The 24434-nt window shown below is 72.2% G+C and carries 20 protein-coding genes; 12 read left to right on the forward strand and 8 right to left on the reverse strand.

The features are described from left to right. Entirely contained in the window at positions 1–1854 is a 1854-nt protein-coding gene (gene sucB / locus GA0070619_RS19995; RefSeq protein ID WP_088949479.1) for a 2-oxoglutarate dehydrogenase, E2 component, dihydrolipoamide succinyltransferase, read from the forward strand. Between the two features lie 62 nt (positions 1855–1916). Here the strand turns inward: sucB and GA0070619_RS20000 are convergent, their stop codons facing one another. Further along, positions 1917–2852: an SDR family NAD(P)-dependent oxidoreductase gene (locus GA0070619_RS20000; protein WP_088949480.1), complete on the reverse strand. Its 936-nt coding sequence runs from the start codon at positions 2850–2852 to the stop codon at positions 1917–1919. 154 nt (positions 2853–3006) lie between these two features. On the opposite strand from GA0070619_RS20000, the gene GA0070619_RS20005 reads away from it, so the two are divergent. Together GA0070619_RS20005 and GA0070619_RS20010 are read left to right on the forward strand one after the other, a co-directional pair. Beyond that, the gene (locus GA0070619_RS20005) at positions 3007–4344 is read left to right on the forward strand and encodes a low temperature requirement protein A (protein WP_088951922.1); all 1338 of its coding nucleotides are present in this window, start codon (positions 3007–3009) and stop codon (positions 4342–4344) included. A gap of 92 nt (positions 4345–4436) precedes the next feature. Then, positions 4437–4925 carry a hemerythrin domain-containing protein gene (locus GA0070619_RS20010; protein WP_231927113.1) on the forward strand — a complete coding sequence of 163 codons (489 nt, stop codon included), beginning with the start codon at positions 4437–4439 and terminating at the stop codon, positions 4923–4925. Here the strand turns inward: GA0070619_RS20010 and GA0070619_RS20015 are convergent. After that, positions 4915–5334, reverse strand: coding sequence for a MerR family transcriptional regulator (locus GA0070619_RS20015; RefSeq protein ID WP_088949482.1), 420 nt, complete (start codon positions 5332–5334; stop codon positions 4915–4917). The two genes, GA0070619_RS20010 and GA0070619_RS20015, sit on opposite strands and share 11 nt — an antisense overlap. 54 nt (positions 5335–5388) lie before the next feature. Between GA0070619_RS20015 and GA0070619_RS20020 the strand changes: the two genes are divergently transcribed. Further along, on the forward strand, positions 5389–6387 hold the full coding sequence (locus GA0070619_RS20020) for an aldo/keto reductase (RefSeq protein WP_088951923.1): 999 nt from the start codon (positions 5389–5391) through the stop codon (positions 6385–6387). Positions 6388–6413: 26 nt separating this feature from the next. On the opposite strand, the gene GA0070619_RS32515 is transcribed toward GA0070619_RS20020, so the two are convergent. Then, positions 6414–6551, reverse strand: coding sequence for a hypothetical protein (locus GA0070619_RS32515; protein ID WP_157744054.1), 138 nt, complete (start codon positions 6549–6551; stop codon positions 6414–6416). A gap of 103 nt (positions 6552–6654) precedes the next feature. Here GA0070619_RS32515 and GA0070619_RS20025 point away from each other — a divergent pair, with 103 nt between their 5' ends. Beyond that, the gene (locus tag GA0070619_RS20025; RefSeq protein WP_088949483.1) at positions 6655–7554 is read left to right on the forward strand and encodes a TIGR01777 family oxidoreductase; all 900 of its coding nucleotides are present in this window, start codon (positions 6655–6657) and stop codon (positions 7552–7554) included. Between the two features lie 109 nt (positions 7555–7663). Here GA0070619_RS20025 and GA0070619_RS20030 read toward each other — a convergent pair whose 3' ends face one another. Next, the gene (locus GA0070619_RS20030; protein ID WP_088949484.1) at positions 7664–8911 is read right to left on the reverse strand and encodes an extracellular catalytic domain type 1 short-chain-length polyhydroxyalkanoate depolymerase; all 1248 of its coding nucleotides are present in this window, start codon (positions 8909–8911) and stop codon (positions 7664–7666) included. A gap of 218 nt (positions 8912–9129) precedes the next feature. On the opposite strand from GA0070619_RS20030, the gene GA0070619_RS20035 reads away from it, so the two are divergent. The 3 genes from GA0070619_RS20035 to lipB all read left to right on the forward strand — a co-directional run bounded on the left by GA0070619_RS20035 (position 9130) and on the right by lipB (position 12984). Further along, positions 9130–10962, forward strand: a complete 1833-nt coding sequence (locus tag GA0070619_RS20035; RefSeq protein WP_088949485.1) for a DUF2079 domain-containing protein — start codon at positions 9130–9132, stop codon at positions 10960–10962. Between the two features lie 57 nt (positions 10963–11019). Beyond that, positions 11020–12261 (forward strand): hypothetical protein, encoded by a 1242-nt coding sequence (locus tag GA0070619_RS20040; protein WP_157744055.1) that lies wholly within the window; start codon positions 11020–11022, stop codon positions 12259–12261. Positions 12262–12342: 81 nt separating this feature from the next. Beyond that, positions 12343–12984, forward strand: coding sequence for a lipoyl(octanoyl) transferase LipB (lipB, locus tag GA0070619_RS20045; RefSeq protein WP_088949487.1), 642 nt, complete (start codon positions 12343–12345; stop codon positions 12982–12984). 21 nt (positions 12985–13005) lie between these two features. On the opposite strand, the gene aspS is transcribed toward lipB, so the two are convergent. Further along, positions 13006–14292 carry an aspartate--tRNA(Asn) ligase gene (gene aspS / locus GA0070619_RS20050; RefSeq protein ID WP_088949488.1) on the reverse strand — a complete coding sequence of 429 codons (1287 nt, stop codon included), beginning with the start codon at positions 14290–14292 and terminating at the stop codon, positions 13006–13008. A 453-nt stretch (positions 14293–14745) separates the two neighbouring features. On the opposite strand from aspS, the gene lipA reads away from it, so the two are divergent. Both lipA and GA0070619_RS20060 read left to right on the forward strand, forming a co-directional pair. After that, positions 14746–15741, forward strand: a complete 996-nt coding sequence (gene lipA / locus GA0070619_RS20055; protein ID WP_088949489.1) for a lipoyl synthase — start codon at positions 14746–14748, stop codon at positions 15739–15741. A gap of 53 nt (positions 15742–15794) precedes the next feature. Then, positions 15795–17543: a hypothetical protein gene (locus GA0070619_RS20060; RefSeq protein WP_088949490.1), complete on the forward strand. Its 1749-nt coding sequence runs from the start codon at positions 15795–15797 to the stop codon at positions 17541–17543. A gap of 477 nt (positions 17544–18020) precedes the next feature. Here the strand turns inward: GA0070619_RS20060 and GA0070619_RS20070 are convergent, their stop codons facing one another. Together GA0070619_RS20070 and GA0070619_RS32855 are read right to left on the reverse strand one after the other, a co-directional pair. Further along, the gene (locus GA0070619_RS20070; RefSeq protein WP_088951924.1) at positions 18021–20930 is read right to left on the reverse strand and encodes a helix-turn-helix transcriptional regulator; all 2910 of its coding nucleotides are present in this window, start codon (positions 20928–20930) and stop codon (positions 18021–18023) included. A gap of 119 nt (positions 20931–21049) precedes the next feature. Further along, positions 21050–21220 carry a hypothetical protein gene (locus tag GA0070619_RS32855; RefSeq protein WP_172862077.1) on the reverse strand — a complete coding sequence of 57 codons (171 nt, stop codon included), beginning with the start codon at positions 21218–21220 and terminating at the stop codon, positions 21050–21052. 207 nt (positions 21221–21427) lie between these two features. Here GA0070619_RS32855 and GA0070619_RS20075 point away from each other — a divergent pair, with 207 nt between their 5' ends. After that, a complete protein-coding gene (locus GA0070619_RS20075) occupies positions 21428–22114 on the forward strand; it encodes a DUF4191 domain-containing protein (RefSeq protein ID WP_088949492.1) in 687 nt (228 codons plus the stop codon). Positions 22115–22183: 69 nt separating this feature from the next. Here the strand turns inward: GA0070619_RS20075 and GA0070619_RS20080 are convergent, their stop codons facing one another. Next, positions 22184–22582: an RDD family protein gene (locus GA0070619_RS20080; RefSeq protein ID WP_088949493.1), complete on the reverse strand. Its 399-nt coding sequence runs from the start codon at positions 22580–22582 to the stop codon at positions 22184–22186. A 263-nt stretch (positions 22583–22845) separates the two neighbouring features. Here GA0070619_RS20080 and glnA point away from each other — a divergent pair, with 263 nt between their 5' ends. Further along, positions 22846–24270: a type I glutamate--ammonia ligase gene (gene glnA / locus GA0070619_RS20085; RefSeq protein WP_088949494.1), complete on the forward strand. Its 1425-nt coding sequence runs from the start codon at positions 22846–22848 to the stop codon at positions 24268–24270. Positions 24271–24434 lie beyond the last annotated feature (164 nt).

Here is a 24434-nt window from a genome sequence, read left to right on the forward strand (position 1 = left end):
ATGCCGGTATCGGTCACCATGCCCCGGCTCGGCGAGAGCGTCACCGAGGGCACCGTCACTCGCTGGCTCAAGCAGGAGGGCGACACGGTCGAGGTCGACGAGCCCCTGCTCGAGGTCTCCACCGACAAGGTCGACACCGAGATCCCGTCGCCCGCTGCCGGCGTGCTGAGCCGGATCGTGGTCGGTGAGGACGAGACCGCCGAGGTGGGCAGCGAGCTGGCTGTCATCTCCGGTGAGGGCGAGTCGACCGGCGGTGGCGAGGCCGCCCCGCAGGAGCAGGCCCCGGCCGAGGAGGTCGAGCCGGCCGCCGAGCCGACGGCCGCCGCCGAGGGCACCGCCGACGAGGTGGCCCAGGACGAGGTGCCGGCCGAGGCCCCGACCGAGGCGCCGGCTCCGGCCGCCGCTTCCTCGGGCGAGGGCACCGCGGTGAAGATGCCGGCCCTGGGTGAGAGCGTCACCGAGGGCACTGTCACCCGCTGGCTGAAGCAGGTCGGCGAGACCATCGAGGTCGACGAGCCGCTGCTGGAGGTCTCCACCGACAAGGTGGACACCGAGATCCCGTCGCCGGTCGCCGGCACTGTGCTGGAGATCAAGGTCGCCGAGGACGAGACCGCCGACGTCGGCGCCGACCTGGCGATCATCGGCGTTGCCGGTGCGGCCCCCGCCGAGGCCAAGCCCGAGCCGAAGCCCGAGCCGAAGCCCGAGCCGAAGGCGGAGGCCAAGCCGGCGCCGAAGGCCGAGCCGAAGGTCGAGGAGCCGACCCCCGGCATGTCGTACAACGAGCCGGCCGCGGAGACCGAGAGCTCGGCGCAGCCGGCGAAGACCGAGCAGGCCTCGCAGCCTGCCGCGCCGGCCTCGACGCCGCCGCGTCCGTCCGCCCCGGCGCAGGGTGGCGGCGAGGAGGCCGCCGGGTACGTGACCCCGCTGGTGCGCAAGCTGGCCGGTGAGCACGGCGTCGACCTGTCCTCGCTCAACGGCACCGGTGTGGGTGGCCGGATCCGCAAGCAGGACGTGCTGGAGGCCGCCGAGAAGGCGAAGGCCGCCAAGGCCGCCCCCGCTGCCGCACAGCCGGCCGCCGCACCGTCGGCGGCCCCGGCCAAGCCGGCCGAGAAGCCGCAGCCGAGCAGCAAGCGGGGCACCACCGAGAAGCTGCCGCGCATCCGGGCGACCATCGCCAAGCGGATGCAGCAGTCGCTGCACGAGACGGCCCAGCTCACCACCGTGGTCGAGGTGGACGTCACCCGGGTCGCCAGGTTGCGGACGCGGGCGAAGGAGTCGTTCCAGGCCAAGCACGGCGTGAAGCTGTCCTTCCTGCCGTTCTTCGCGCTCGCCGCCATCGAGGCGCTCCAGACGTACCCGATCGTCCAGGCCAGCATGGACCTGGAAGGTGGCACGATCACCTACCCGGCGGCCGAGCACCTGGGCGTCGCCGTGGACACCGAGCGCGGGCTGCTCGTGCCGGTCATCCACAACGCCGGTGAGCTCAACATGGGCGGCATCGCCAAGCGGATCGCCGACCTGGCCGAGCGCACCCGGGCCAACAAGATCACCCCGGACGAGATGGCCGGGGCGACCTTCACGGTGACCAACACGGGCAGCCGGGGCGCGCTCTTCGACACCCCGATCGTGCCGTCGCCGCAGTCGGCGATGCTCGGCACGGGCGCCGTGGTCAAGCGGCCGGTCGTGGTCAACGACCCGGAGCTGGGCGAGGTCGTCGCGATCCGGTCGATGGTCTACCTGGCCATGTCCTACGACCACCGGCTGATCGACGGCGCCGACGCCGCTCGCTTCCTGACCGCGGTCAAGGAGCGGCTGGAGGCCGGCAACTTCGAGTCGGAGCTGGGCCTGGCCTGATCAGCCCGCAACGCCGAGAGGGCGCCCCGGTCGTCGACCGGGGCGCCCTCTCGTGTGCGTCCTCAGGCCTTGAGCAGCGCGGTCGACACCTTCCAGAGCCGCTCGGCGGCATCCGGGTCCAGCGCGTACGCGGCGACTCCCGTCCGCCCGCCGGGCTGGGCGGGGGCGGCCTCCTGACAGTCCTCGAAGTAGCGCCCGCCCACACCGTCGAGCAGTGGCGACGTGGCGACCAGCACCGAGGTGGCGGCGCCCTGTTCGACGGTCTTCCAGGCCGCCGCGTTGCCCGCGCGCAGCCGGTCCAGTTCCTCCTCGCTGACGTAGCGCTGGAGGTTGGTCCGGATCGCGCCGGGCATCAGCGAGTTGGCCGTGATGCCGTCGTCGGCCCAGAGCCGGGACGCCTCGACGGCGAACAGCACGTTGGCCGTCTTGGACTGCCCGTACGCCTGCCACGGCTCGTACTCCCGCTGGTCGTACTGGATGTCCTCGAAGACCACCGGTGAGCGCAGGTGGGCGGCGGAGCTGACCGAGACGATCCTGGCCCCGTCGCCGGACGCGAGTGCCGGGCGCAGCCCGGTGGCGAGCGCGAAGTGGCCCAGGTGGTTCGTGGCGAACTGCATCTCCCAGCCCTGCGGGGTGCGGGACAGGGGCGCGGCCATGATGCCGGCGTTGTTGACCAGGATGTGCAGCGGTCCGTCCCAGTTGGCGACGAAGTCGGCGATCGAACCCTGGTCGGCGAGGTCGAGCGGGGCGACCAGGACGCGGTCGTTGCCGGTGGTGCCGGTGATGTCGTCGGCGGCCTTGTGGCCGGCGTCGGGGTTGCGGACGGCCAGGGTGACCTCCGCGCCGGCGCTGGCCAGGGCGCGGGCGGTTTCCACGCCGATGCCGGACGACCCGCCGGTGACGATCGCCCGCCGCCGGACGAGGTCCACACCCCGGATCACGTCCATGGCCGTGGAGGTATGGGCGAACGAGGTGGTGATCGGGTTGTTCGTCGTCATGATCCATCCTTGTCCAGGGTGGGTCGGACCGACCGGCCCGCTGCCGGAGGCGGTAGTCCCGGTGTTTTCCCGAGCCGGACCGGAGGTAACGCCGGACACCGTCGCCATCGCCGTTCAGACCTCCGAGCAGGCCGGACGCTGCCAGAGTGGGATCGTGGGCGGCTACCGGCGGGGTGGACAGCTGGGACCGGCCGTCCCGATTGCTCCCGGTGCCCGCGTGGACAAGTTCGAGGTCTTCTTCGACCTGGTCTTCGTCTTCTCGTTCTTCATCATCACGCGGGCGACCGCCGCCAACATCTCCGGCCGGCAGCTGTTGCACGCCGCTCTGGTGCTCGCCGTGCTCTGGTGGATCTGGGTGGTGCACAGCCTGGTGGCCACCCGGGTCCGGCTCGGCGAGGGCTACGTCCCGGTGCTCATGGTGATCGCAATGGTCGCCCTGTTCGCGTTCGCGCTGGCGCTGCCGCAGGCCTTCAACGACCCGAAGGGGAGCGCCGCCGGCCCGATGCTGGTGGCCACCAGCTACGTCGTGGTTCGCGGCATCCACTGGATCCTCTACCAGCATGTGGTGCGGGACAGCCCGCAGGAGCGGCGGCAACTGCGGCGCTTCGCCCCGGAGCTGGCGGTGAGCATCGTGCTGCTGCTGGCCGCCGCGCTGATTCCGCCGCAGATCACCAACCCCGACCAGGCCGCCATGGTGCGCGACGGACTGTGGATCACCGTGGTGGTGGTGCAGTACGCCACCGGCTTCATCGTCGGCACCTGGGGCTGGGGGGTGACCAGCGCCGAGCACTGGACGGAGCGCTACGACCTCATCCTGATCATCGCGCTGGGCGAGTCCATCATCTCCACCGGGGTGGGCGGCAATCTGCTCGGCAAGCCGGTGACCTGGCCGGCGGTGGCTGCCGCGGCGCTCGGCATCGTGGTCACCGCCGCCCTGTGGTGGGCGCACTTCGACTTCATCGGGCCGGCCGCCCGGATCGCCCTGCACGCGGCGGAGGGCGCCCCCCGGGTGGCCATGGCCCGCGACGCGTACGCGTACCTCTACCTGCCGATGATCGCCGGGGTGATCCTCTTTTCCATCGGCAACGAGGAGGTTCTGCACGAGATCACTGATCCGGCCGGCGGGATCGCCGAGAAGGTCGAGGGACCGGCCGTGCCGATGCTCTTCGGCGGGTTGATCTGCTACTTCGCCGTCAACCTGTTGTTCCAGCTGCGCACCCTGCACACCGTCAGCTGGACCCGCGTCGGCGTCATCGTGGTGCTCACCGCGGCCCTCCCGGTCGGTCAGCACCTGCCGGCGCTGGGCGCGCTCACCCTCGCGACAGTGATCTGCGTGGCGCTGGTGGCCGTGGAGGTGATGGTGATGTCGGATTCCCGGCACGCGTTGCGCTCCGCCGTCTTCCAGGAGCGGACCAGCCACGAGGCCCACGAGGCCGCCTGGCGGGCGCGCTGGCACGACGTCCGGGAGACCGACGAGCCAACCACGCCGTGATCGGTTCGGGATAGACTCCGGCGCAGCGTCGCGGTGTACCCGGCACGAAGGCCGCCGTGGGCATGGAGGCGCGGGGACAGCATGGGACAAACGTGCACCCGACCGGTTCACCGGCCGACCGGCTCGCCGCCGTCGGCAATCAAATGATCGAGATCCACCTCTGGCTCAGGGCGGAACTGACCCGTCTCCGGGCAAACCTCGACGCCCCGTCCCGGGACCTGCGGGCGCACTGCCTGACCTTCTGCGCCGCACTGGGCCGACACCACACCGGCGAGGACGCGGGCGCGTTCCGGCTGCTGGCCGAGCAGGTCCCCGAACTACGCCCGGTCATCGCGAACCTGATCACCGATCACGAGGTGGTGGCGGGGATCCTGGAGCGGGTCGAGGCGCTGCTCGCCGGCGACACGGCGGTGCCCCTCGCCCAGGTGCGCGGCGAGCTGGACGGGTTGGCCGCCCTGCTGGAGTCGCACTTCCGTTACGAGGAGAAGCGGTTGGTCTCCGCGCTGAACGCGCTCACCGGCCGGCCCGGGACGGCCGAGGAACTCCTCGGTCTGACCGTGCCTCCGCAGGTCACCGACTGACGGCCGGGTCGGTCCGGTTGGCGGTGGGCCGCTCGGCCTCCGGCGCCGGCCCGGGCAGCCGCTCGTAGAAGCGGATCTTCTCCCGCAGGTGCTCGTACTGGCGGCTCAGCAGGAGCATCTGCTCCTCGACCCGAGCCGCGTGCTGTTTCAGCAGCTCCCGCCGCTCGTCGACGGTGTGGTCGCCTTCGCGGGCCAGCTCCGCGTAGCGGCACATCTGGGCGATCGGCATCCCGGTGTCGCGCAGACAGCGAAACAGAACCAGCCAGCCGAGGTCGTCGTCGGTGAAGACCCGCTGACCGCCCGTCGTCCGGCCCACGTCTGCGAGCAGGCCGATCTTCTCGTAGTAGCGCAGGGTGTCGAGGCTGAAGCCGCTGCGGCGGGCAGCCTCCGCGGGGGCGTAACCGCTCATGTCGAGATCGTAGTGCTTGACCTGGAGCGCACTCCAGGTTGGAGGCTGGTGACCATGACGACGACACGAACGCTGGGGCGCAGCGGCATCGAGGTGAGCGCGATCGGGATGGGGTGCTGGGCGATCGGTGGCCCGCTCTGGGGTGATGGCGGGCAGCCGTTCGGCTGGGGCGAGGTCGACGACGACGAGTCGATCCGCACCATCCACCGGGCAATCGAGCTTGGGGTGACCCTGTTCGACACGGCCAGCAACTACGGCGCCGGGCACAGCGAGCGGATCCTCGGCCGGGCCCTGGCCGGCCGGCGCGACAGCGCGGTGATCGCCACCAAGTTCGGCAACGTCAGCGAGGAGGCCACCCGGCGGGCGCTCGGCACCGACGCCAGCCCGGCCTTCGCGGTACGCAGCCTGGAGGACTCGCTGCGCCGCCTCGGCACCGACCACGTCGACCTCTACCAACTGCACCTCAACGACCTGCCGGTGCCCGCCGCACTCGATCTGGTCGACACCCTGGAGGCCCTGGTCGACCAGGGCAAGATCCGGGCGTACGGGTGGAGCACCGACAACCCCGCCTCGGCGGAGGCGTTCGCGGCGGCCGGCCCGCACTGCGCCGCCATCCAGCACGACGAGTCGGTGCTGCGCGACAACGCGGCGGTGCTGGCGGTCTGCGACAGCCACGACCTGGCCAGCCTCAACCGCGGGCCGCTGGCGATGGGGCTGCTCACCGGGTCGACCCGGGCCGTCGGGGCGGACGACGTGCGCGGGCGGGCGCCGGAGTGGCTGGAGTGGTTCACCGACGGCCGGCCGACACCGCGCTGGGCGGCCCGGGTGGAGCAGGTCCGCGCGGCGCTCACCGCCGACGGACGGACCCTCGCACAGGGCGCGCTGGGCTGGCTGCTGGCGCGCAGCCCGCGTACCGTGCCGATCCCCGGCCTGCGCACGGTGGCCCAGGCCGAGGAGAACCTGGCGACCCTGACGCTCGGCCCGCTGAGCGCCGAGACGTACGCCGAGGTGGAGCGACTGCTCGCCGACCTGCGCCCGGCCCACGCGGCCTGACCGCCGCGGCCCACGCCCGGGCGCCGTCACCGGAAGTCGTCCGCGTGCTCGGCGGCCCACTGCCGGAACGTGCGCCCGGGGCGTCCGGTCACCTGCTCGACGTCCGGGGCGACCCAGCCGTTGCCGTCGGGACAGCGCCCCATCTCCAGGAACCACTCGATCACCTCGGTCGGGTAGAGGGTTCCGTCGCGAATTCGCTCACCGGAACGCCCCCGCCACCGGCGGCCCCGCGCATCTCCCGGTGGCGTTCTGGACGAAGATGGGGGTATGCGCATCCTTCTGGCCGGCGCGTCCGGCTTCCTCGGCACGCGGCTGGCCGACCGGCTCACGGCGGACGGGCACCAGATCACCCGGCTGGTCCGTCGGCCGCCGCGCGACCCGCAGGAGCGGCGGTGGGATCCCGCCGCCGGGCAGCTCGACCCGGCCGTGGTCGCCGAGGCGGACGCGGTGATCAACCTCGCCGGCGCGGGCGTCGGCGACAAGCGCTGGAACGACGACTACCGGCGGTTGATCCGGACCAGCCGGGTGGACAGCACCACCACACTGGCGACCACCATCGCCGGGCTTCCCGCCGCCGACCGACCACGGGTGTTGCTCAACTCCTCGGCGGTTGGGTGGTACGGCAACACCGGTGACCGGGCCGTCGAGGAGGACGCGCCGGCCGGCGAGGGCTTCCTGGCCGACGTCTGCCGGGTGTGGGAGGCCGCGACCCGGCCAGCCGAGGACGCCGGGGTACGCGTCATCCGGATGCGCACCGGCCTGCCACTGGACCGCGACGGCGGGCTGCTCAAGCCGCAGCTCTTGCCATTCAAGCTGGGCATCGCCGGCCGGCTGGGCAGCGGCCGGCAGTGGCTGCCGTGGATCTCGTTGGCCGACTGGCTGGGCGCGACCCTCTTCCTGCTGGACCACGACGAGGTCGCCGGCCCGGTCAACGTGGTGGGGCCGAACCCGGTGACGAACGCCGAGTTCACCCGCGAGCTGGCCCGACAGCTGCACCGCCCGGCGATCATCCCGATCCCCGCGCTGGCGCTCAAGGTGGCCCTCGGCGGCTTCTCCCACGAGGCCCTGACCAGCACCCGCGTCCTCCCCGGCGTCCTGACGAGAGCCGCCTACCGCTACCAGCACCCCACCCTGCCCGAAGCCCTCCAGGCGGCCCTGACCCCCTGACCCGAGCCCCGCCGACGCCGACGCCGACGCGGTTGATCAAGAGGTTTGCGTCATCCGGGAGCCGGAATCTGACGCAAACCTCTTGATCAACAGGGCCTGGGGCGCGGGGTCAGCAGCCGATCACCCAGTAGTTGGGGGCGGTCTGCTTGAGGGCGCTGGTGTAGAAGGTGTTGTAGAGGCCCATCCGCTGGTTGGAGCCGTTCGCGTAGGCGTAGCCACCGGACTGGTACGCCCGACCGGCCACCACGTGCGCGTAGTTGCTGGCGGTCACGCAGGTCGCCGGCGTGGTCGGGGTCGGCGTCGGAGTCGGGGTCGGGGTCGGCGTGGCCGTGGGGGTGGGGGTCGGCGTGGCCGTCGGGGTGGGGGTCGGGTTGGTGCCGCCGCCGTTCAGGCCGAAGAAGAGCGCGTCACGGTACGTCGAGCAGATGGTGTCCAGGAAGTACGCGCCGGCGGTGCCACACTGCTCCGCTGCGGAACCCGGGTCGACCGGAGTGCCGTGGCCCATCCCGGAGACCCGGTAGAGGCGTACGTCATCGTTGCCGTACACCTCCAGGCTGGTGTTGCCGGGCAGCGACGAGGTGCTGCTCGGGGTCTGCGAGACCCCCCGCACGTTGGTCCACTGGTCGCGGGACTCGGTGCCGTTGAGCGGGGTGACAGTGGTGTCCGAGGTGCCGTGCCAGATGGCCACCCGGGGTCGCGGGCCGGTGTAGCCGGAGTACGCCCCACGGACCAGGTCGCCCCAGACTGCCGGGGTCTTGTCCGCGCCCGGGTTCATGCAGCTGAACGCGTTGACCATGCTGGTGGCGCAGCGGTAGGGAATTCCCGCGATGATCGATCCGGCGGCGAAGACGTCCGGGTAGGTGGCAAGCATGACCGCGCTCATCGCCCCGCCCGCGGAGAGCCCGCTGACGAAGACCCGGGAGCCGTTCACCCCGAAGTTCGCCTTGGCGTGGTCGACCATCTGCTTGATCGACAGCGCCTCACCCTGACCGCGGGTGGTGTCGCCCGACTCGAAGAAGTTGAAGCAGGAGTTGGCGTTGTTGCCGGACGGCTGCTGGGCGACGATCAGCGAGAACTTCCACTGGTCGGCGTACTTCTGCCAACCGGAGTTGGCGAAGTAGCCGGACGCGTTCTGGGTGCACCCGTGCAGGAGGACGACCGCCGGGGAGTTGGCCGGCAGGTTGTCCGGCCGGTAGGCGTACATGGCGAGGTTGCCCGGGTTGGAGCCGAACCCGGTGACCTGGGTGAGGGTGGCTGCCTGGGCGGGGGCGGCGATGGCGACCGCTCCGGCCAGGGCGAGGGCGAGCCCGGCGAGCCCGCCGATCAGGCGGGTGATGGTGGACGAGGAGCGGCGCACGGCGGCCTCCAGAGGGGGCGGACTGTGAACTGGGTCACGGTCGAATTGCCGTGACGTTACGACGATGTGTCGCCGCGATGACATAGGGCACGCTCACACATTCACGACGGACACTGTGTACGCCAGACCGTCGACGTGGCGGGCCGAATCCGTCCCCAACGGTCCTGTCCTTGCAGGTCTGACCGGCCCGTCCAGGTCCGGTTGGTAACGTCCGCTGCGTGCCGTCCTCCCCGTCGCTGGCCACCGGGCCCGCACCAGCGTCACCGCCGCGCGTCGTCCGGGACCGCCGGGCCGACCTGATCGTCGTGCTGGTGGCGCTCGCGCTCGCCGTCTGGGTGACCAGTGGGCTGTGGCGGGACCCGAACACCCGGACCATCACCGTCAACTCCAGCGACCAGGCGCTCTTCGAGTGGCTGCTGGCCTTCGGCGGGCACGCGGTCACCCACGGGGACAACCCGCTCTTCACGTACCTGATCAACGTCCCGGACGGCGTGAACCTCGCGGTCAACACCTCGATCACGGTGTACGCGGTGGTCTTCGCCCCCCTCACGTACCTGATCGGGCCACCGGCGACGTTCCTGGTGATCCTCACCCTGAACCTGCTCGCCACCGCGCTGGTCTGGTACTGGTTGCTCTCCCGGCACCTGGTCCGCAGCCAGCTGGCCGCCGGGATCGGCGCCCTGTTCATCGCCTACTCCCCCGGCATGGTCTCGCACGCCAACGCGCACCTGAACTGGACCGCCGGCTGGCTGGTGCCGTTGCTGATCTGGCGGCTGTTCGCGCTGCGCCGAGCCGGGCACTGGCTCCGCGACGGGGTGATCCTCGGCGTGCTGGTCGCGGTGGCCTTCTCGATCGCCGCCGAGGGGCTGTTCTTCACGGCGCTGGCGCTCGGGGTGTTCGTGGCCGTGTGGGCGCTGCACCCGGCCAACCGGGCCGAGGCGCGCGCCGCGCTGCCCAATTTCCTGCGAGGGCTCGGGGTGACCGCCGTGGTCGCCGGCGTGCTCCTGTCGTACCCGCTGTGGCTGCACTTCGCCGGGCCGCAACGGTTCCACGGCACCGGCTTCGACCCGGTGATCCACTCCGAGGACATCGCGGCGTTCGCCGCCTTCCCGCGCCGCTCGCTGGCCGGTGAGGCAGGGCTGGGCACCTCGCTGGCACCGAACCCGACCGAGGAGAACTCGTTCTTCGGCATCCCGCTGCTGGTGCTCACCGTGGTCTGCTTCGTCGCGCTCTGGCGGCGGGCCGACCCGAGCCGCCGGGCCACCCTCTGGGCACTGGGCGTCCTCGCGCTGATCTTCTCGGTGCTCTCCTTCGGCCCGATCGCCAAGGTCGACGGCCGACGCACCGACCTTCCCATGCCGTTCGACCTGCTCGGACAACTGCCGGTGGTGAACGCCGCTCTGCCCGCCCGGCTGGCGCTGGTGGTGGCACCGGTGATCGGGCTGTTGCTGGCGTACGCCGTCGACCAGTTGCGCGCCGCGCCACCCCGGTACCGCCCCACGGAGCTGGCCTGGGTGCTCGGGTTCGCGGCGGCCCTGGTGCCGCTGCTGCCCACCCCGCTGCTGACCGACGAGCGGGAACCGATCCCGCGGTTCATCACCTCCGGCACGTGGCGCCAGTACGTCTCACCGGACGGCGTGCTCACCCCGGTGCCGCTGACCGTGGACATCTACCCCGACGGCCAGCGCTGGCAGGCGTACGCGTTGTCGCACCGGCAGGGCGAGTTCGAGATCCCGGGCGGGTTCTTCCTCGGCCCGGGCGGGCCGGACGGGCGCGGCCGGATCGGCCCGGTGCCGCGCACCCTGAGCGCGTTGATGGACCAGGCCGGCCGTACCGGGCTGGTGCCGATCGTGACCGACGGGACCATCCGGGAGGTCCAGTCGGACCTGCGGCACTGGCGGATCGAGACGGTGGTGCTCGCCGACCAGGTGCACGGCGCGAAGTTCGAGGTCGACGAGGAGGCGCTGCTGCGTACCGGCACCGCCCTGTTCGGCGAGCCGCAGCGGGTCGACGACGTCTGGCTCTGGCGCATCCCGCCCGCCGACCGGTAGACCACGACGCGGCCAGCCGGGCCATCACGACCGGCCGCCATCGCGTCTAATGGGCCGATGAGATTGACCGGCGGGCGAATGCGGCGTGCTGCCGTGGTCGCGCTCGTGCTGGGGCTCGTCGCGCTCAACACACCAGCCGCAACGGCCGCCGGGAGCGCGGCCGGGGTGGTGCCGACCCGGGTGCACGATCCCTGGCTGTGGCAGGCCACCGTGGGGCAACGCCCGGCCGGTCCGGCCGCGCTGCTGTTCTTCACCGACCGCACCCGCTATTTCGAGTCGACAGGTGTGCTGGTCGACCGGGACGGCGCGTACCGGCTGATCCCGATCCGCATCGGCGAGGGGCACGGACTGCTCTCCCCGGATGGACGGCACTACCTGCGGCCGGACTCCGGCGAGCTGCTGGACCTCACCACCGGACGGCAACGCCGCACGATGAGCACCGGCGTCTACCCGATGGCCTGGTCTTCGGACGGGCAGCAGGTGCTGGGCACCCGCAGCAACGATGACAGTGTGATCAGTTACGGACCGGACAACCAGCAGCTCAACGATCCGGAGAAGCCCGACGACCTGCTCGTCGTCGACCCGTTCCGGGGCACCGAGCGGACGCTCGACGTGGGCACTTTCGCCGCGCACGCCGCGGCGGCCTGGTCACGCGGTGGCGACCTGGTGGCGGTCACCGGCTCGCCGGACGTGCCAGCCCAGCTCGCCGAGCGCCAGCGACTGGTGGTCGTGGACCCGGCCGGCGGCGGCACTCGTTGGCAGGTCGACCTCGGCGACCGGCGGATACTGGCCGGCCCCGCCGCATGGCATCCCGACGGCCGGCGGCTCGCGCTGCTCGCCTTCGACGGCTGCGCCGGGCCCCGGTGCACGTCCGAGCAGGCGGCGGCGCGCACCTGGCGGATCGAGTTCCTGGACACTGCCACCGGCCAAGCCGTCGGCCAGGCCCTGCCGGCCGGCACCTCGGTCAGCGGGATCATCGGCTGGCGCGGAGACGACCCGATCCTGCGGTATGTCAGCGAAACGGAGGCGGACACAGACCGGCAAGCCTTTCTCGCCGCGCTGTCGCCCGACGGCGGTCGCGAGGTGCTGGTGACCACGCCGGTCGGGTCGACCGACCTGATGGTGCCGGGCGACCTGCTGACCCGGGCCGCGTTCGGTGGGCCAGAGCCCCGGCCGTCACCGTTCGCCGCCCCGCGCTGGCTCTACCTGGCGCTGGCCGTCCCACTGCTGCTCGCCGTCGCCCTCCTCACCCGCCGTCTGCGGCGCCGCCGTTCGGCCGCCCCGACACCCAGCGCCTGAGCCCGGCCGAGTCGCGGCAGGGTTGCCCGGTGAGGCGGCTCACCAGGGAAGATCGCCCATTGCGGGACTAGGCTGGACGCCGTGACGACGACGACCCCCGGCCTGACGGCCGTCCGCGGCGGCCTGCTCGACTACCAGGCCGCCTGGGACGAGCAGCGACGCCTGCACGAGTCGGTGGTGGCTGGCGAGCGCGGCGACACCGTGCTGCTGCTGGAGCACCCGAGCGTCTACACCGCGGGCAAGCGCACCGAGCCGTGGGACCGGCCCATGGACGGCACTCCGGTCGTCGACGTGGACCGCGGTGGCAAGATCACCTGGCATGGGCCGGGGCAGCTCGTCGGTTACCCGATCCTGCGCCTGCCCGACCCGGTGGACGTGGTCGCCTACGTGCGGCGGACCGAAGAGCTGCTCATCGACGTGTGCGCCGAGTTCGGGTTGACCGCCGGCCGGGTCGAGGGGCGCAGCGGGGTCTGGGTGCCCGAGGACGACAGGGGGCCGGCCCGCAAGGTGGCGGCCATCGGCATCCGGGTGGCCCGGGGCGTCACCCTGCACGGCTTCTCGATCAACTGTGACTGCGACCTGACGTACTTCGACCGGATCGTGCCGTGCGGCATCCGCGACGCCGGCGTCACCTCGCTCACCGCCGAGCTGGGCCGCCCGATCAGCGTCGCCGACGTGCTGCCGGTGGTCGAGCGCCGACTGTCCACCCTGACCGAGGTCTGAGCAGACAGCCAGCGCACGGCCCTACGGGGTCAGGCGGTGCAGGTCACGCGGGAACGCGGTGACCTCCCGGATGTTTGCCGCACCGACCAGCCGGGCCACGAACCGTTCCAGGCCGATGGCGAAACCACCGTGTGGCGGCATGCCGTGCCGGAACGCGTCCAGATAGCCGGCGTACGGCTCGACCGGCTCACCCCGGGCTGCCAACGCCGCCAGGTAGTCGGCGTGCCGGTGCAGCCGCTGCCCGCCCGTGACCAGCTCCAGACCACGGAAGAGCAGGTCAAAACCGTTCGAGTACGCGGGCCGCTCCGGGTCGGGGTGGGTGTAGAACGGTCGCTTCGCCATCGGGTAGCCGGTGACGAAGAGGAAGTCGGAGCCGTGTTCACGGCGGGCCCACTCGCCCAGCGCCCGTTCGTGGGCCGGCGCGAGGTCCGGCTCGTCGGCGGGCGCGCCGGCGATCGTCAGCGCCTCGGTGAAGTGCACCTCCGGGATCTCCGTGGGCACCTCCGGCGGCGTGACGCCGAGCGTCGCCAGGGCGCCACCGGCCCGCTCCCCCACAGTGCCCAGCATCCCGGCCACCGTGTCGCGCAGCACCCGCATCACGTCGTGGTGGTCGGCGACGAAGCCCAGCTCCGCGTCGAGCGACGTGTACTGCGCGAGGTGCCGGACGGTGTCGTGCGGCTCGGCCCGGAAGACCGGCCCCACCTCGTAGACCCGTTCGAAGACGCCGACCATCAACTGCTTGTAGAACTGCGGCGACTGGGCCAGGTACGCGGGCCCACCGAACCAGTCCAGCGCGAACACGTTCGCCCCGCTCTCGGTGGAGGAGTTGACCACCTTCGGGGTGTGGATCTCCACGAAGTCCCGGGTGTCCAGGGCGGCCCGGAAGCCGGCCACCGCCGCCGCCGAGATCCGCAGCGCCGCCGACCGGGTGGGGTGCCGCAGCGCGGTGGGCGCGTTGTCGAGCTGGGTGGGCAGGCTCGCGGTCAGCGCCGGCCGGTACAGGTCGAACGGTGGCGGCACGGCGGGCGGCCCCAGTGGACGTACCGTCGGGTCGGTCAGCTCGACCCCGGCGGGCGCCGTTTCGTTCGCGGTGACCGTCGCGGTGACCTCGACGACCGTCTCCTCGGGGAGTTTCTCCAGCTCGGCGCGGACGGTCGGGTCGGTGACGACCACCTGGGCGAGGCCGGTGGCGTCGCGCACGATCAGGAAGGCCACCGACTTGAGCAGGCGGCGGCGGTGCACCCAGCCGGCGATCCGCACTGTCGTGCCGATCCGGGTGGGCAGGTGGTGGGACAGGGTTCGTTGCATGGCGGGCTGCTCCTCGGTCGATCGCCACGCCTTCGCCGCCCTGGGGTGGCGAAGCGTCGCATCAGCCCCAGGGAGGTGTGGGCGAGCGGGAACCTCGCGGTGCCACCACACCTTCACCCCCGCCGAAGCGGGGGCCTCGTTCGTCGCCTGATGACCGGGGCCAGCCGGGCGGGCTCTACTGGGCACGGGTGACCCGCAACCGTTCTTCCCGCAGCTCGGGAGGGTCTTCGCACACCGGCGCCAGACCGCCTCTCAGCACCGGCGGCTCTCTGCGCTGGCGGGTCGGCGCGCTACTCGGCTCCGTCGTCGCTGTTGGCGGTGACCGTAGCACCCGAATCCCGCTCGTGTGACGCACATTTTCGACACTCCGGTGTCCGGCGTCACAACGTTCGGGGCGTGACGCCGGTCGCCCGACGCACATAGACACCCGCCGTCCGGCGTAGGCTCGTTTTCGTGACGATCGAGCACTCCGCGCCGACGACCGGCCAGGCAGCGCGCACCGCAACGGCGGCCCCCGAAGGGCGGCGTCTGCTGCGGATCGAGGCGCGCAACGCCGAGACGCCGATCGAGCGCAAACCGCCATGGATCAAGGTCAAGGCCAAGATGGGTCCGGAGTACACCCAGCTGCGTGGGCTCGTCTCGCGCGAAGGGCTGCACACCGTCTGCCAGGAGGCCGGCTGCCCCAACATCTACGAGTGTTGGGAAGACCGGGAGGCCACCTTCCTCATCGGTGGCGACCAGTGCACCCGGCGCTGCGACTTCTGCCAGATCGACACCGGTAAGCCGGCCGAATTCGACGCCGACGAGCCGCGTCGTGTCGCCGAGTCGGTGGTCTCGATGGGGCTGCGGTACGCCACCATCACCGGCGTCGCCCGTGACGACCTGCCCGACGGCGGTGCCTGGCTGTACGCCGAGACCGTCCGACAGATCCACGCCCTTCAGCCGGGTTGCGGCGTCGAGCTGCTGATCCCCGACTTCAACGCCGTTCCCGAGCAGCTCGCCGAGGTCTTCGGCTCCCGTCCCGAGGTGCTGGCCCACAACGTGGAGACCGTGCCGCGCATCTTCAAGCGCATCCGGCCGGCGTTCCGCTACGACCGCTCGCTGGACGTGATCCGCCAGGCCCGCGCCGACGGCCTGGTCACCAAGAGCAACCTCATCCTGGGCATGGGCGAGGAGCGGGCCGAGGTTTCGCAGGCGCTGCGCGACCTGCACGAGGCCGGCTGCGAGCTGATCACCATCACCCAGTACCTGCGCCCCTCGCCCCGGCACCACCCGGTGACCCGCTGGGTCAAGCCGGAGGAGTTCGTGGAGCTGCGCGAGGAGGCCGAGGAGATCGGCTTCGCCGGGGTGATGAGCGGGCCGCTGGTGCGTTCGTCGTACCGGGCCGGCCGGCTCTACAAGCAGGCGCTCGACGCCCGCGCCGGAGTGGCCGTCACCACCGCCGGCTGATCCGCCAGCAGCGCCGCACGGGCCGTGCGGCGTCCGAATGCCATGATCGTGCGATGACCGCCGGCGTACGCGAACAGCCGCGCGGCGCGGACTCCCCGCGCCCGCGGCCCGGTACGCGCTTGCGCCTGGTCGGCTGGCTCACCGCGGTGGCCGTGGTCGCCGGGGTGGGTTACCGGCTCTGGCTGCTGGTCAACGCGGCGCCGCCGACGAACAGCGACGAGGCCACCATGGGGTTGGCCGCGCTGCACATCGCCCGAGGCGAGGGTTTCCCGGTCTGGTTCTACGGCCAGCAGTACATGGGCACGCTGGAGGCGTACCTGGCCGCGCCGGTGTTCGCCCTGGCTGGCGGGCCGTCACTGCTCGGCCTGCGGCTGCCCACCCTGGCGCTGTACCTGCTGTTCCTTGTGCTGTCCTGGCGGCTGACGCTGCGGCTGACCGGGGACCGGTGGTTCGGGCTCCTGGTGGTGGCGTTGCTGGCGCTCGGCTCGGACCGGGTGGTCAAGAACCAGCTGATCGCCGGTGGCGGCTACCCCGAGATGAACGCCGCCGGGGTGGCGCTGGCCATCCTCGCCGTGGATCTGGCCGCCGGCCGAGCGGGATGGCGGCTGGCGCGGTGGGCCTCGTGGGGGTTCCTGGCCGGCCTGATGCTCTGGGTCGACCCGCTCGTGCTGCCGTACGTGGTGACGACCGGGGCGGTGCTCGTCGGGTTCTGCCGCCGGGAGCTGTGGGGTGCCGCCGGGGCGCTGCTCGGGGCGGCCGCCGTGCTGGGGGCGGCCCCGCTGCTGCTGCACAGCCTGCTGAACGGGCGGAACCCGCTGCACGCGGTGCTCGCCGCCAGCGGTGCGAACGCCACCGCCAGCTGGGCGGACCGGCTGCACGGTGGCCTGCTGCTCGGCCCGTCGCTGGGCATGGGCTTCTGCGCCCCGGGGCAGTGCGACACCTGGCAACTCTGGTGGGCGCTCGCCCTGCCGCTGCTGCTGGCCCTCGGTGCCGCCACCGCCTGGCGGGCACTACGCCGACCGACCACCGAAGCCGGCCCCACCTCGCCAGCCGATGCCGCCTCGCCGGCGGACCTTGCGTCGCCAGCCGGCCCTGCCTTGCCAGCCGGCCCTGCCTCGCTGGTCGATCCCGCTGATGCTGGTCACCCGGTGCTCGTTGTACCCCGGGTGGCGGCGGCGATCCGGCTGGCGCTCGTGCTGGCCGCCGTGGTCACCCTCGGGGCGTACACCGTGAGCAGTTCCGCCGGCCTCACCCCGGTGGAGAGTTCCCGCTACCTGTCCTGCCTGCTCATCTCCCTGCCGGCGCTGCTCTGGCCGGTGTGGACGGTGGCCCGGCGCGGCCCGCGCCCGTCGGCGACCGGCCGGCGCGGCCTCGGGCGGACGCTGGCCCGGCCGGTCGCCCTGGCGCTGCTCGCGGCCACGCTGGGCACCGCAGCCCAGGCCACCTGGCGGTCAGCGCAGACCGCGCCGGCCACCCGGGCCGCCGAGGCCCAGCACACCGAGTTGGTCAGCACCCTGCGGCAGCTCGGCGTACGGCAGGTGCGCGCCGGCTACTGGACCTGCAACCGGCTCACCTTCGCCACTGCCGAGCAGGTGGTCTGCGCGGTCGTCGACGACGCGCTGCGACCCGGTTTCGACCGCTACCCCGCGTACCGGCGGGAGGTGGACGGCGCGTCGGCGCCAGCCTGGGTCGCTCCGGCCGGCTCACCGCTGGCGAACGCGCTCGACGAGCGGCAGCGCGCCAACCCGGGCGCCCTCGATCTGGTCACGATCGACGGCTGGCGGATCTACCTGCCGCAGTGACCTCGCCGGGTGAGCGTCAGTGCGATGCCGCAGGCCCCTCCGGCTGAGACCGCGACCGCCGGAGCGGTTCGCGACTGGTCAACTCGGAGCGGGCTTGTCCTACTGAGGGCCGCCCGGGGCACGCTTCCTGGTCGCGAGGTATGTCAACCACGGAAGAAGGGCAGTCGAGCCGATGAAGAGGCTGGCGTCCAGAGGAAGCGTCCCCATCACCCAAAAGAGCGGAGAGAGCACCCAGAGCACGGAGCCCACCCCGGCAAGAATCCAGCCCGTCCTGGTCACCAATACCGGCTCTTCGCGAAATGGCATCCACCCTCCACCCTCAGCCAGTCCAACCCGCCCTGCCTACGAAGCGTGCGTGCCGGCAGGTATGTGCACCGGAACCGTCCGGAACGGCGCAGGCTGACGCCCACGCAGCACGCCCACGCACAGGCCCTTCTGCTGATCACGCGAACCTATCGAGAGTGGACGGAAGAAGGGTCACGGCGCAATCGCCGGCTCGGTGAGCAGGCCGAGGCGGTGCGCCAGGGCGGCGGCCTCCACCCGGTTGGTCACGTCCAGCTTCGCGATGATCCGGGAAACGTGCACGCTGGCCGTCTTCGGGGAGATGAACAGCTGCTCGGCGATCCGGCTGTTGCTGTGCCCCTCGGCGACCAGTCGCAGCACCTCCCGCTCCCGCGCGGTGAGCAGGTCAGCGCCGGCACCGCCCTGGCCCGTGGTGCGCAGGCCGACCCGCCGCGCCAGGGTGGCAGCCGCCTCGACCAGCGGCACCGCACCCAGCCGTCGGCCGATCTCGGCGGCCTCGGTGACCGCCGCCGCCGTCTCGTCGCGCTCCCCGGCAGCGGCAGCCGACTCGGCGAGCGCCAGCAACGCGCGACCCAGCGGGTACGGCTGCCCGTCGACCCGCCACGCGTCGACCGCCTTTCGCCAGGCCGGCAGCGCCTGGTCGCCGACCGCGAGCAGGGCGGCGACCTGAGCGGCGTGTGCCCGCGCCGCCGGGTGCCGGACGGGCAGGTCGGCGGCGAGCGCCGCCACCGCGACCGACAGGTCCCGGTCGCCCACCCGGGCGGCGGTACGCGCGACGGCGCTGAGCACCGGCCAACCCTCGCGGGGCAGTTGCGGCAGGCTCTCGTCGACCGCCGCGACCCGCGCCGCCCGGACCGCCTCCACCTTGTCGTCGGCGGCCAACGCCGCCTCGATCGCCAACTCGTGCAGGGGCAGCCGGTGGCTCGGCCACAGGTAGGGCCGGCCGAGGAAGGTGAGCGCCCGGTCGACCACTTCGTCGGCGGCAGGGTGGGCGCGGGCCAGCCGTAGCCCGGCACTCAGTTGGAGCCAGTGCAGGCCGGTGACGCCGGACAGGTCGATCCGCGCGGCCTCCGCGCACACCGCCTCGGCCTCGTCCCAGCGACCCAGCGCGATCAACGCCTCGGCCCGGTTGGACAACAGGTACGCCCCGGTGGAGCGACTGATCCCCACCCGACGCGCCTCGGCGACGCCGGCCTCGGCGGCCTGCGCGGACTCGGCGTAGCGGCCCAGCTCGCACAGCACGTCGGACTGGTACACCCGGGCGAGCACCAGCCCCGACGCGTCCCCGGACGCACGGACGACGGCCTCGGCCTGGCTCAGCTCGGCCAGCCCTCGCTCCGGGTCCCGCTCGCCGTGGCAGAGCAGGGCGATCCGCGCGTGCAGCAGGGCGACGTCCTCGCCGAACGCCTCGGCGTCAACGGCGGCCTCGGCGGCCACCCGGGCCGCCTGCTTGGGGTCGATCTTGACCAGGTGCGCGGCGATGTCGGCGAGCAGCCGGACCCGCTCCGCTCCCCGGGGGCCGCCAGCGGCCAGCCGGTACGCCTCATCCAGCTCCCGGCGACCGTCACTCTTGCCGAGCAGGGCCATCAGCCGACCCCGCTGGTTGAGCAGGCGGGCGGCGCGCAGCGGTGCGGCGTCGGCGTCCACCTCGGCCAGGCCGGCCCGGGTCAGCGTGATGGCCCGGCTGAAGTCGCCGGCCGTGACCGCCGCGGCCAGCGTCTGCTCCAGCAACGCCAGGTGGTCCATGCCGAGCAGGTCGGCGGCGTCGGGCACCAGCTCCCACAGCTCCAGCGCCCGCTCCAGCAGTCGGCGCTGCTCGGCGTACGCGTACCGGTCGCCGGCGGCGACCGCTGCGGCCCGTGCCGCGACGAGGGCACGCGGGTGGTCGTGCGCGGCGTACCAGTGGTGGGCGATCTCCGCCGGGGCCCGGCCGGCGGCGACCAGGTGCGGCTGGGCCTCGATGGCGGCGGCGAAGCGGGCGTGCAGCCGGGCGTGCTCGCCGGGCAGCAACTCGTCGTGCACGGCCTCGCGGACCAGCGCGTGCCGGAACTCGTAGTCACCGTCGCGGTCGGCCACCACCAGCTGGGCGGCGACGGCGACGCGTAGCGCGTCCTCCAGCTCGGCCTCGGGCAGCCCGGCGACCTCGGCGAGCAGGTCGTGGGCGAAGCGGGTGCCGCCGGCAGCCGCGATGCGCAGCACCCGCTGGGTCGGCTCGGGGAGTCGGTCCACCCGGGCCAGCAGCAGGTCGCGCAGTGTCTCGGGGAGCGCGGCGCAGCCGAGCGGGGAGCCGGCGACGGCCAACTCCTCGATGAAGAAGGGGTTGCCCTGGGTGCGGCCGTGGACATCGTCGACGGCCCGGGCGGGTGGCTCGGCGCCGAGCAGGTCGGCGAGGATCGCGCCAGTGCCGTCGCGATCCAGTCGGCCCAACTCGACCCGCTCCACACCGCGGGCGCGGTCCAGTTCGGCGAGGAACGGGCGCAGCGGGTGCCCGCGCTGCAACTCGTCGGTGCGGTAGGTGCAGACCAGCAGCAGGCGACCCGGCCGGGCCGCCCGGACCAGGAAGCCGATCAGGTCCCGGGTGGAGCGGTCGGCCCAGTGCAGGTCCTCGATGAGCAGCACCAGCGGGCGGGCGTCGGCGAGTCGTTGGAACAGCTCGGCGACCAGGTCGAACAGGTAACCGCGCGGGGCGTCACTGAGCGGGACGGGACGAGGGCCGGCCAGCGCCGCGGACGCTCGTCCCAGCTCCGGCAGCAGCGGGGCGAACTCCGCCTCGTAGCCGGCGAAGACCTCGGGGCCGTCGGCCCGCAGCACGGCGCGCAGCGCGGCGGCGAACGGAGCGAACGGCAGGCCCGCCTCGCCCAGCTCCAGGCACTGGCCGACCAGCACCCGCGCCCCGCCGCCGGTGGCCCAGCCTCCGAACTCCTCCAGCAGCCGGGTCTTGCCCACGCCGGCCTCGCCACCGACCAGCACGGTGGTCGGCTCCCCCACCCGGGCGCGACCCAGGGCGTCGCGCAGCGCCGCGATCTCACGATGGCGGCCGACGAGGACGGAACTGGCGGCGCGTACGGTCACAGGTTCGAGCATGCCATGACGGCTCCCGCCGACAGCCCCGCCGATCGGCCGGTGGCCGGGCGGCGGGGCGGCGTCGAGTCGGCCGGCCGGCACGGCGGGCGCCGTGGGGGTGGCCGCCGAGGCTGGCGCGGTCACCGGCGGGCGTCGCCGGTGCGGCTGGCGTGCCTGCGCCGACCCAGCCAATCGCGGCCGGCCGGACGCGGCAGCGACCGGGCGAGCCGTTCCGCGGCCGCCTCGGCGCGCAGCTCGGCGGTGTGCGTACGGTGCAGGGAGAGCAGGAAGTCTGCGTCGTTGCCGAACATGTCGGGCTCCTTCGTGGCGTCGTCGTCTTCTGCTGACGACTCTTCGCGCGAAGGCCCCACCCGGGCATGGGCACACCGCCTCATCTTCCCGGCCGGCACCCTCCTTACCCGTCCGTTCCCGGGCGGTGAGGAGACGTAAGGTACTCAGCTGCCCCGGCACCCGGACGCGGATCAACGGGGCAGGCGGCGACCACTAGACTCTGCGGCATGGCAAAGCCCCAGGAGAAGGTCTCGTTCGGCCAGCGGCTGAAGCAGATCGGGATGGTGTTCAAGTTCACCGCCAAGCAGGACCGGTGGTTCGCGCCGTTGGTCGCCGCCGCGGTGCTCATCCCGCTCGCCCTCACCGTGGTCGCGGTCATCCTCTGGAGCTGGATCTGGCTGCCGATCGGCATCCTGTTCGTCCTGCTCGCGGTGCTGATCGTGCTCAACCTCCGGTCCAACAAGGCGATGATGAACGCCGCCGAGGGCCAACCCGGCGCGGCGGCGCAGATCATGGAGAACATGCGCGGCGACTGGCGGGTGACCCCGGCGGTCAGCTCGACCACCCAGATGGACATGGTCCACCTGGTGATCGGCCGCCCGGGCGTGATCCTGCTGGCCGAGGGCAACCCGCAGCGGGTGCGCGGCCTGCTCGGGCAGGAGAAGCGGCGGCTGTCCAAGGTGATCGGCTCCGCTCCCCTGCACGACTACGTGATCGGGCAGGAGGAGGGCGAGCTGCCGATCCGCAAGCTGCGGACGACGCTGCTGCGCCTGCCCCGCGCGCTCTCCGGCAAGGACGTCAACTCGCTGGACAAGCGACTCAAGGCGCTGACCGCCCGGCCGCAGATGCCCAAGGGCGCGATCCCGAAGAACATGCGACCGCCGGGCGCCTTCCGCCAGTCGCGGGGCCGCTGACCCCTCTGGCGTACGCCTGAAAAGAGCCGGACCCGTGTGGGTCCGGCTCTTTCTCGTTGTTCGGCGGGCTCAGCCGCGCGGCGCGTCGACGATGACCGAGTCGGCGAGCCTGTCGTGCAGGCCGCGACGGTGCCCATCCATGATCAGCGCGGGGACGACGAGGGCCAGCAACAGGCCCCGGATCAGTCCTCGGAGCACCCCGATCCGACCGCCGTCGTGCCAGTTCACGCAGCGGATCTTCGTGACGTACATGCCCGGCGTCTGGGCGAACAGGCCGAGGAAGATGCCGTACACCAGGACCAGCACCAGCACCGGCGCCCAGCCGTCGCGTACCGGGTCGGCGAAGATGTTGGACACCAGCAGGCAGAGCACCCAGTCGATGATCAGCGCCCCGAAGCGGCGTCCGAGGGTCGGCGGGGTGAAGGTGGGGTCGGTGGCCGGCGCTGCCGGGACGTGCGGATTGGTCACAGCGATCAAGGGTATCCGCGTCGCGACGAGGGCTCGCCGGGTGCCGCCACCGCTGTGTGCCGATTCAGGCCAAAGGCATCAGATGTCACTACACTGGCACAGTCGGTACGACGTTCGCGGCGGGCCGAAGGCGTGAACAGGGGCGCCGCTGACGCTCCGCGAGGGACGTAACACGGCAGAAACAACGGAGACACGGCCGGGCAACCCCCCGGCCATAGCGTCGCCAGAAGCCTAGCCACCCCGTGGACGTGCCAGGAGGATGTGTGTTCGCCAACCCCGAGGAACTGCTGCGATACCTCAAGAACGAGGACGTGAAGTTCGTCGACGTTCGTTTCTGTGACCTGCCCGGCGTGATGCAGCACTTCAACCTGCCGGTCGAGTCCGTCAACGACGATCTCTTCACCGACGGCCTCGCGTTCGACGGTTCGTCGATCCGCGGTTTCCAGGCGATCCACGAGTCGGACATGCTCCTGCTCCCGGATGTCGCCACCGCGTTCATCGACCCGTTCCGCGCGCAGAAGACTCTCGCGCTGAACTTCTTCATCCACGACCCGTTCACCCGCGAGGCCTACAGCCGCGACCCGCGCAACGTGGCGAAGAAGGCCGAGGCGTACCTGGCGGCCAGCGGCATCGCCGACACCGCCTACTTCGGCGCCGAGGCGGAGTTCTACATCTTCGACTCGATCCGCCACGAGACCTCGGCGCACCAGTCGTTCTACTACATCGACTCGATCGAGGGCGCCTGGAACACCGGCCGCGAAGAGCCGGGCGGCAACCGTGGTTACAAGACCGCCTACAAGGGCGGCTACTTCCCGGTGCCGCCGGTCGACCACTACGCCGACCTGCGCGACTCCATCGTGCGCCGCCTCGTCGACACCGGCTTCAACGTGGAGCGCTCGCACCACGAGGTGGGCACGGCCGGCCAGTCCGAGATCAACTACCGGTTCTCCACCCTGCTGCACGCCGGTGACCAGCTCCAACTCTTCAAGTACATCGTGAAGAACGAGGCCTGGGCCAACGGCAAGACCGCGACGTTCATGCCCAAGCCGCTCTTCGGCGACAACGGCTCCGGCATGCACACCCACCAGAGCCTCTGGCTCAACGGTGAGCCGCTGTTCTACGACGAGACCGGCTACGCCGGCCTGTCCGACATGGCCCGCTGGTACATCGGTGGTCTGCTGCACCACGCGCCGTCGCTGCTGGCCTTCACCAACCCGACGATCAACTCGTACCGTCGTCTGGTGCCGGGCTTCGAGGCGCCGGTCAACCTGGTCTACTCGCAGCGCAACCGCTCGGCCTGCACCCGCATCCCGGTGACCGGCAGCAACCCGAAGGCCAAGCGCGTCGAGTTCCGCGTCCCGGACCCGTCGGCCAACGTCTACCTGGCCTTCTCGGCCATGATGATGGCCGGCCTCGACGGCATCAAGAGCAAGATCGAGCCGCCGACGCCGATCGACAAGGACCTCTACGACCTTCCGCCGGAGGAGTGGGGCGACGTCAAGCAGGTGCCGGGCTCGCTGTCGGCCGTGCTCGACTCGCTCGAGGCCGATCACGACTACCTGCTCGACGGCGGCGTCTTCACGCCCGACCTGATCTCCACCTGGGTCGACTGGAAGCGCGCCAACGAGGTCGACCCGGTGCGCCTGCGCCCGACCCCGCACGAGTTCGCCATGTACTACGACTGCTGAGCAGTCTGGGCACGACGACTGCTGAGTAGTCACCGCACCACCGGCCGGGCCGGCTCCGCGATCGCGGAGCCGGCCCGGCCCCGTTACGCGCCCACCCCCGCACCCCGCAGGCCCCCGCGCCCCACGTCCCACAGGCCCCGCGCCCCACGTCCAACAGGCCCCGC

Source organism: Micromonospora zamorensis (assembly GCF_900090275.1).
Lineage (GTDB): Bacteria > Actinomycetota > Actinomycetes > Mycobacteriales > Micromonosporaceae > Micromonospora > Micromonospora zamorensis.

Coding starts and splice junctions, on each gene's coding strand:
- sucB (WP_088949479.1), top strand. CDS start 1: ATGCCGGTATCGGTCACCATGCCCCGGCTCGGCGAGAGCGTCACCGAG.
- GA0070619_RS20000 (WP_088949480.1), bottom strand. CDS start 2,852: ATGACGACGAACAACCCGATCACCACCTCGTTCGCCCATACCTCCACG.
- GA0070619_RS20015 (WP_088949482.1), bottom strand. CDS start 5,334: ATGAGCGGTTACGCCCCCGCGGAGGCTGCCCGCCGCAGCGGCTTCAGC.
- GA0070619_RS20020 (WP_088951923.1), top strand. CDS start 5,389: ATGACGACGACACGAACGCTGGGGCGCAGCGGCATCGAGGTGAGCGCG.
- GA0070619_RS20025 (WP_088949483.1), top strand. CDS start 6,655: ATGCGCATCCTTCTGGCCGGCGCGTCCGGCTTCCTCGGCACGCGGCTG.
- GA0070619_RS20040 (WP_157744055.1), top strand. CDS start 11,020: ATGAGATTGACCGGCGGGCGAATGCGGCGTGCTGCCGTGGTCGCGCTC.
- aspS (WP_088949488.1), bottom strand. CDS start 14,292: ATGCAACGAACCCTGTCCCACCACCTGCCCACCCGGATCGGCACGACA.
- GA0070619_RS20060 (WP_088949490.1), top strand. CDS start 15,795: ATGACCGCCGGCGTACGCGAACAGCCGCGCGGCGCGGACTCCCCGCGC.
- GA0070619_RS20070 (WP_088951924.1), bottom strand. CDS start 20,930: ATGCTCGAACCTGTGACCGTACGCGCCGCCAGTTCCGTCCTCGTCGGC.
- GA0070619_RS32855 (WP_172862077.1), bottom strand. CDS start 21,220: ATGTTCGGCAACGACGCAGACTTCCTGCTCTCCCTGCACCGTACGCAC.
- GA0070619_RS20075 (WP_088949492.1), top strand. CDS start 21,428: ATGGCAAAGCCCCAGGAGAAGGTCTCGTTCGGCCAGCGGCTGAAGCAG.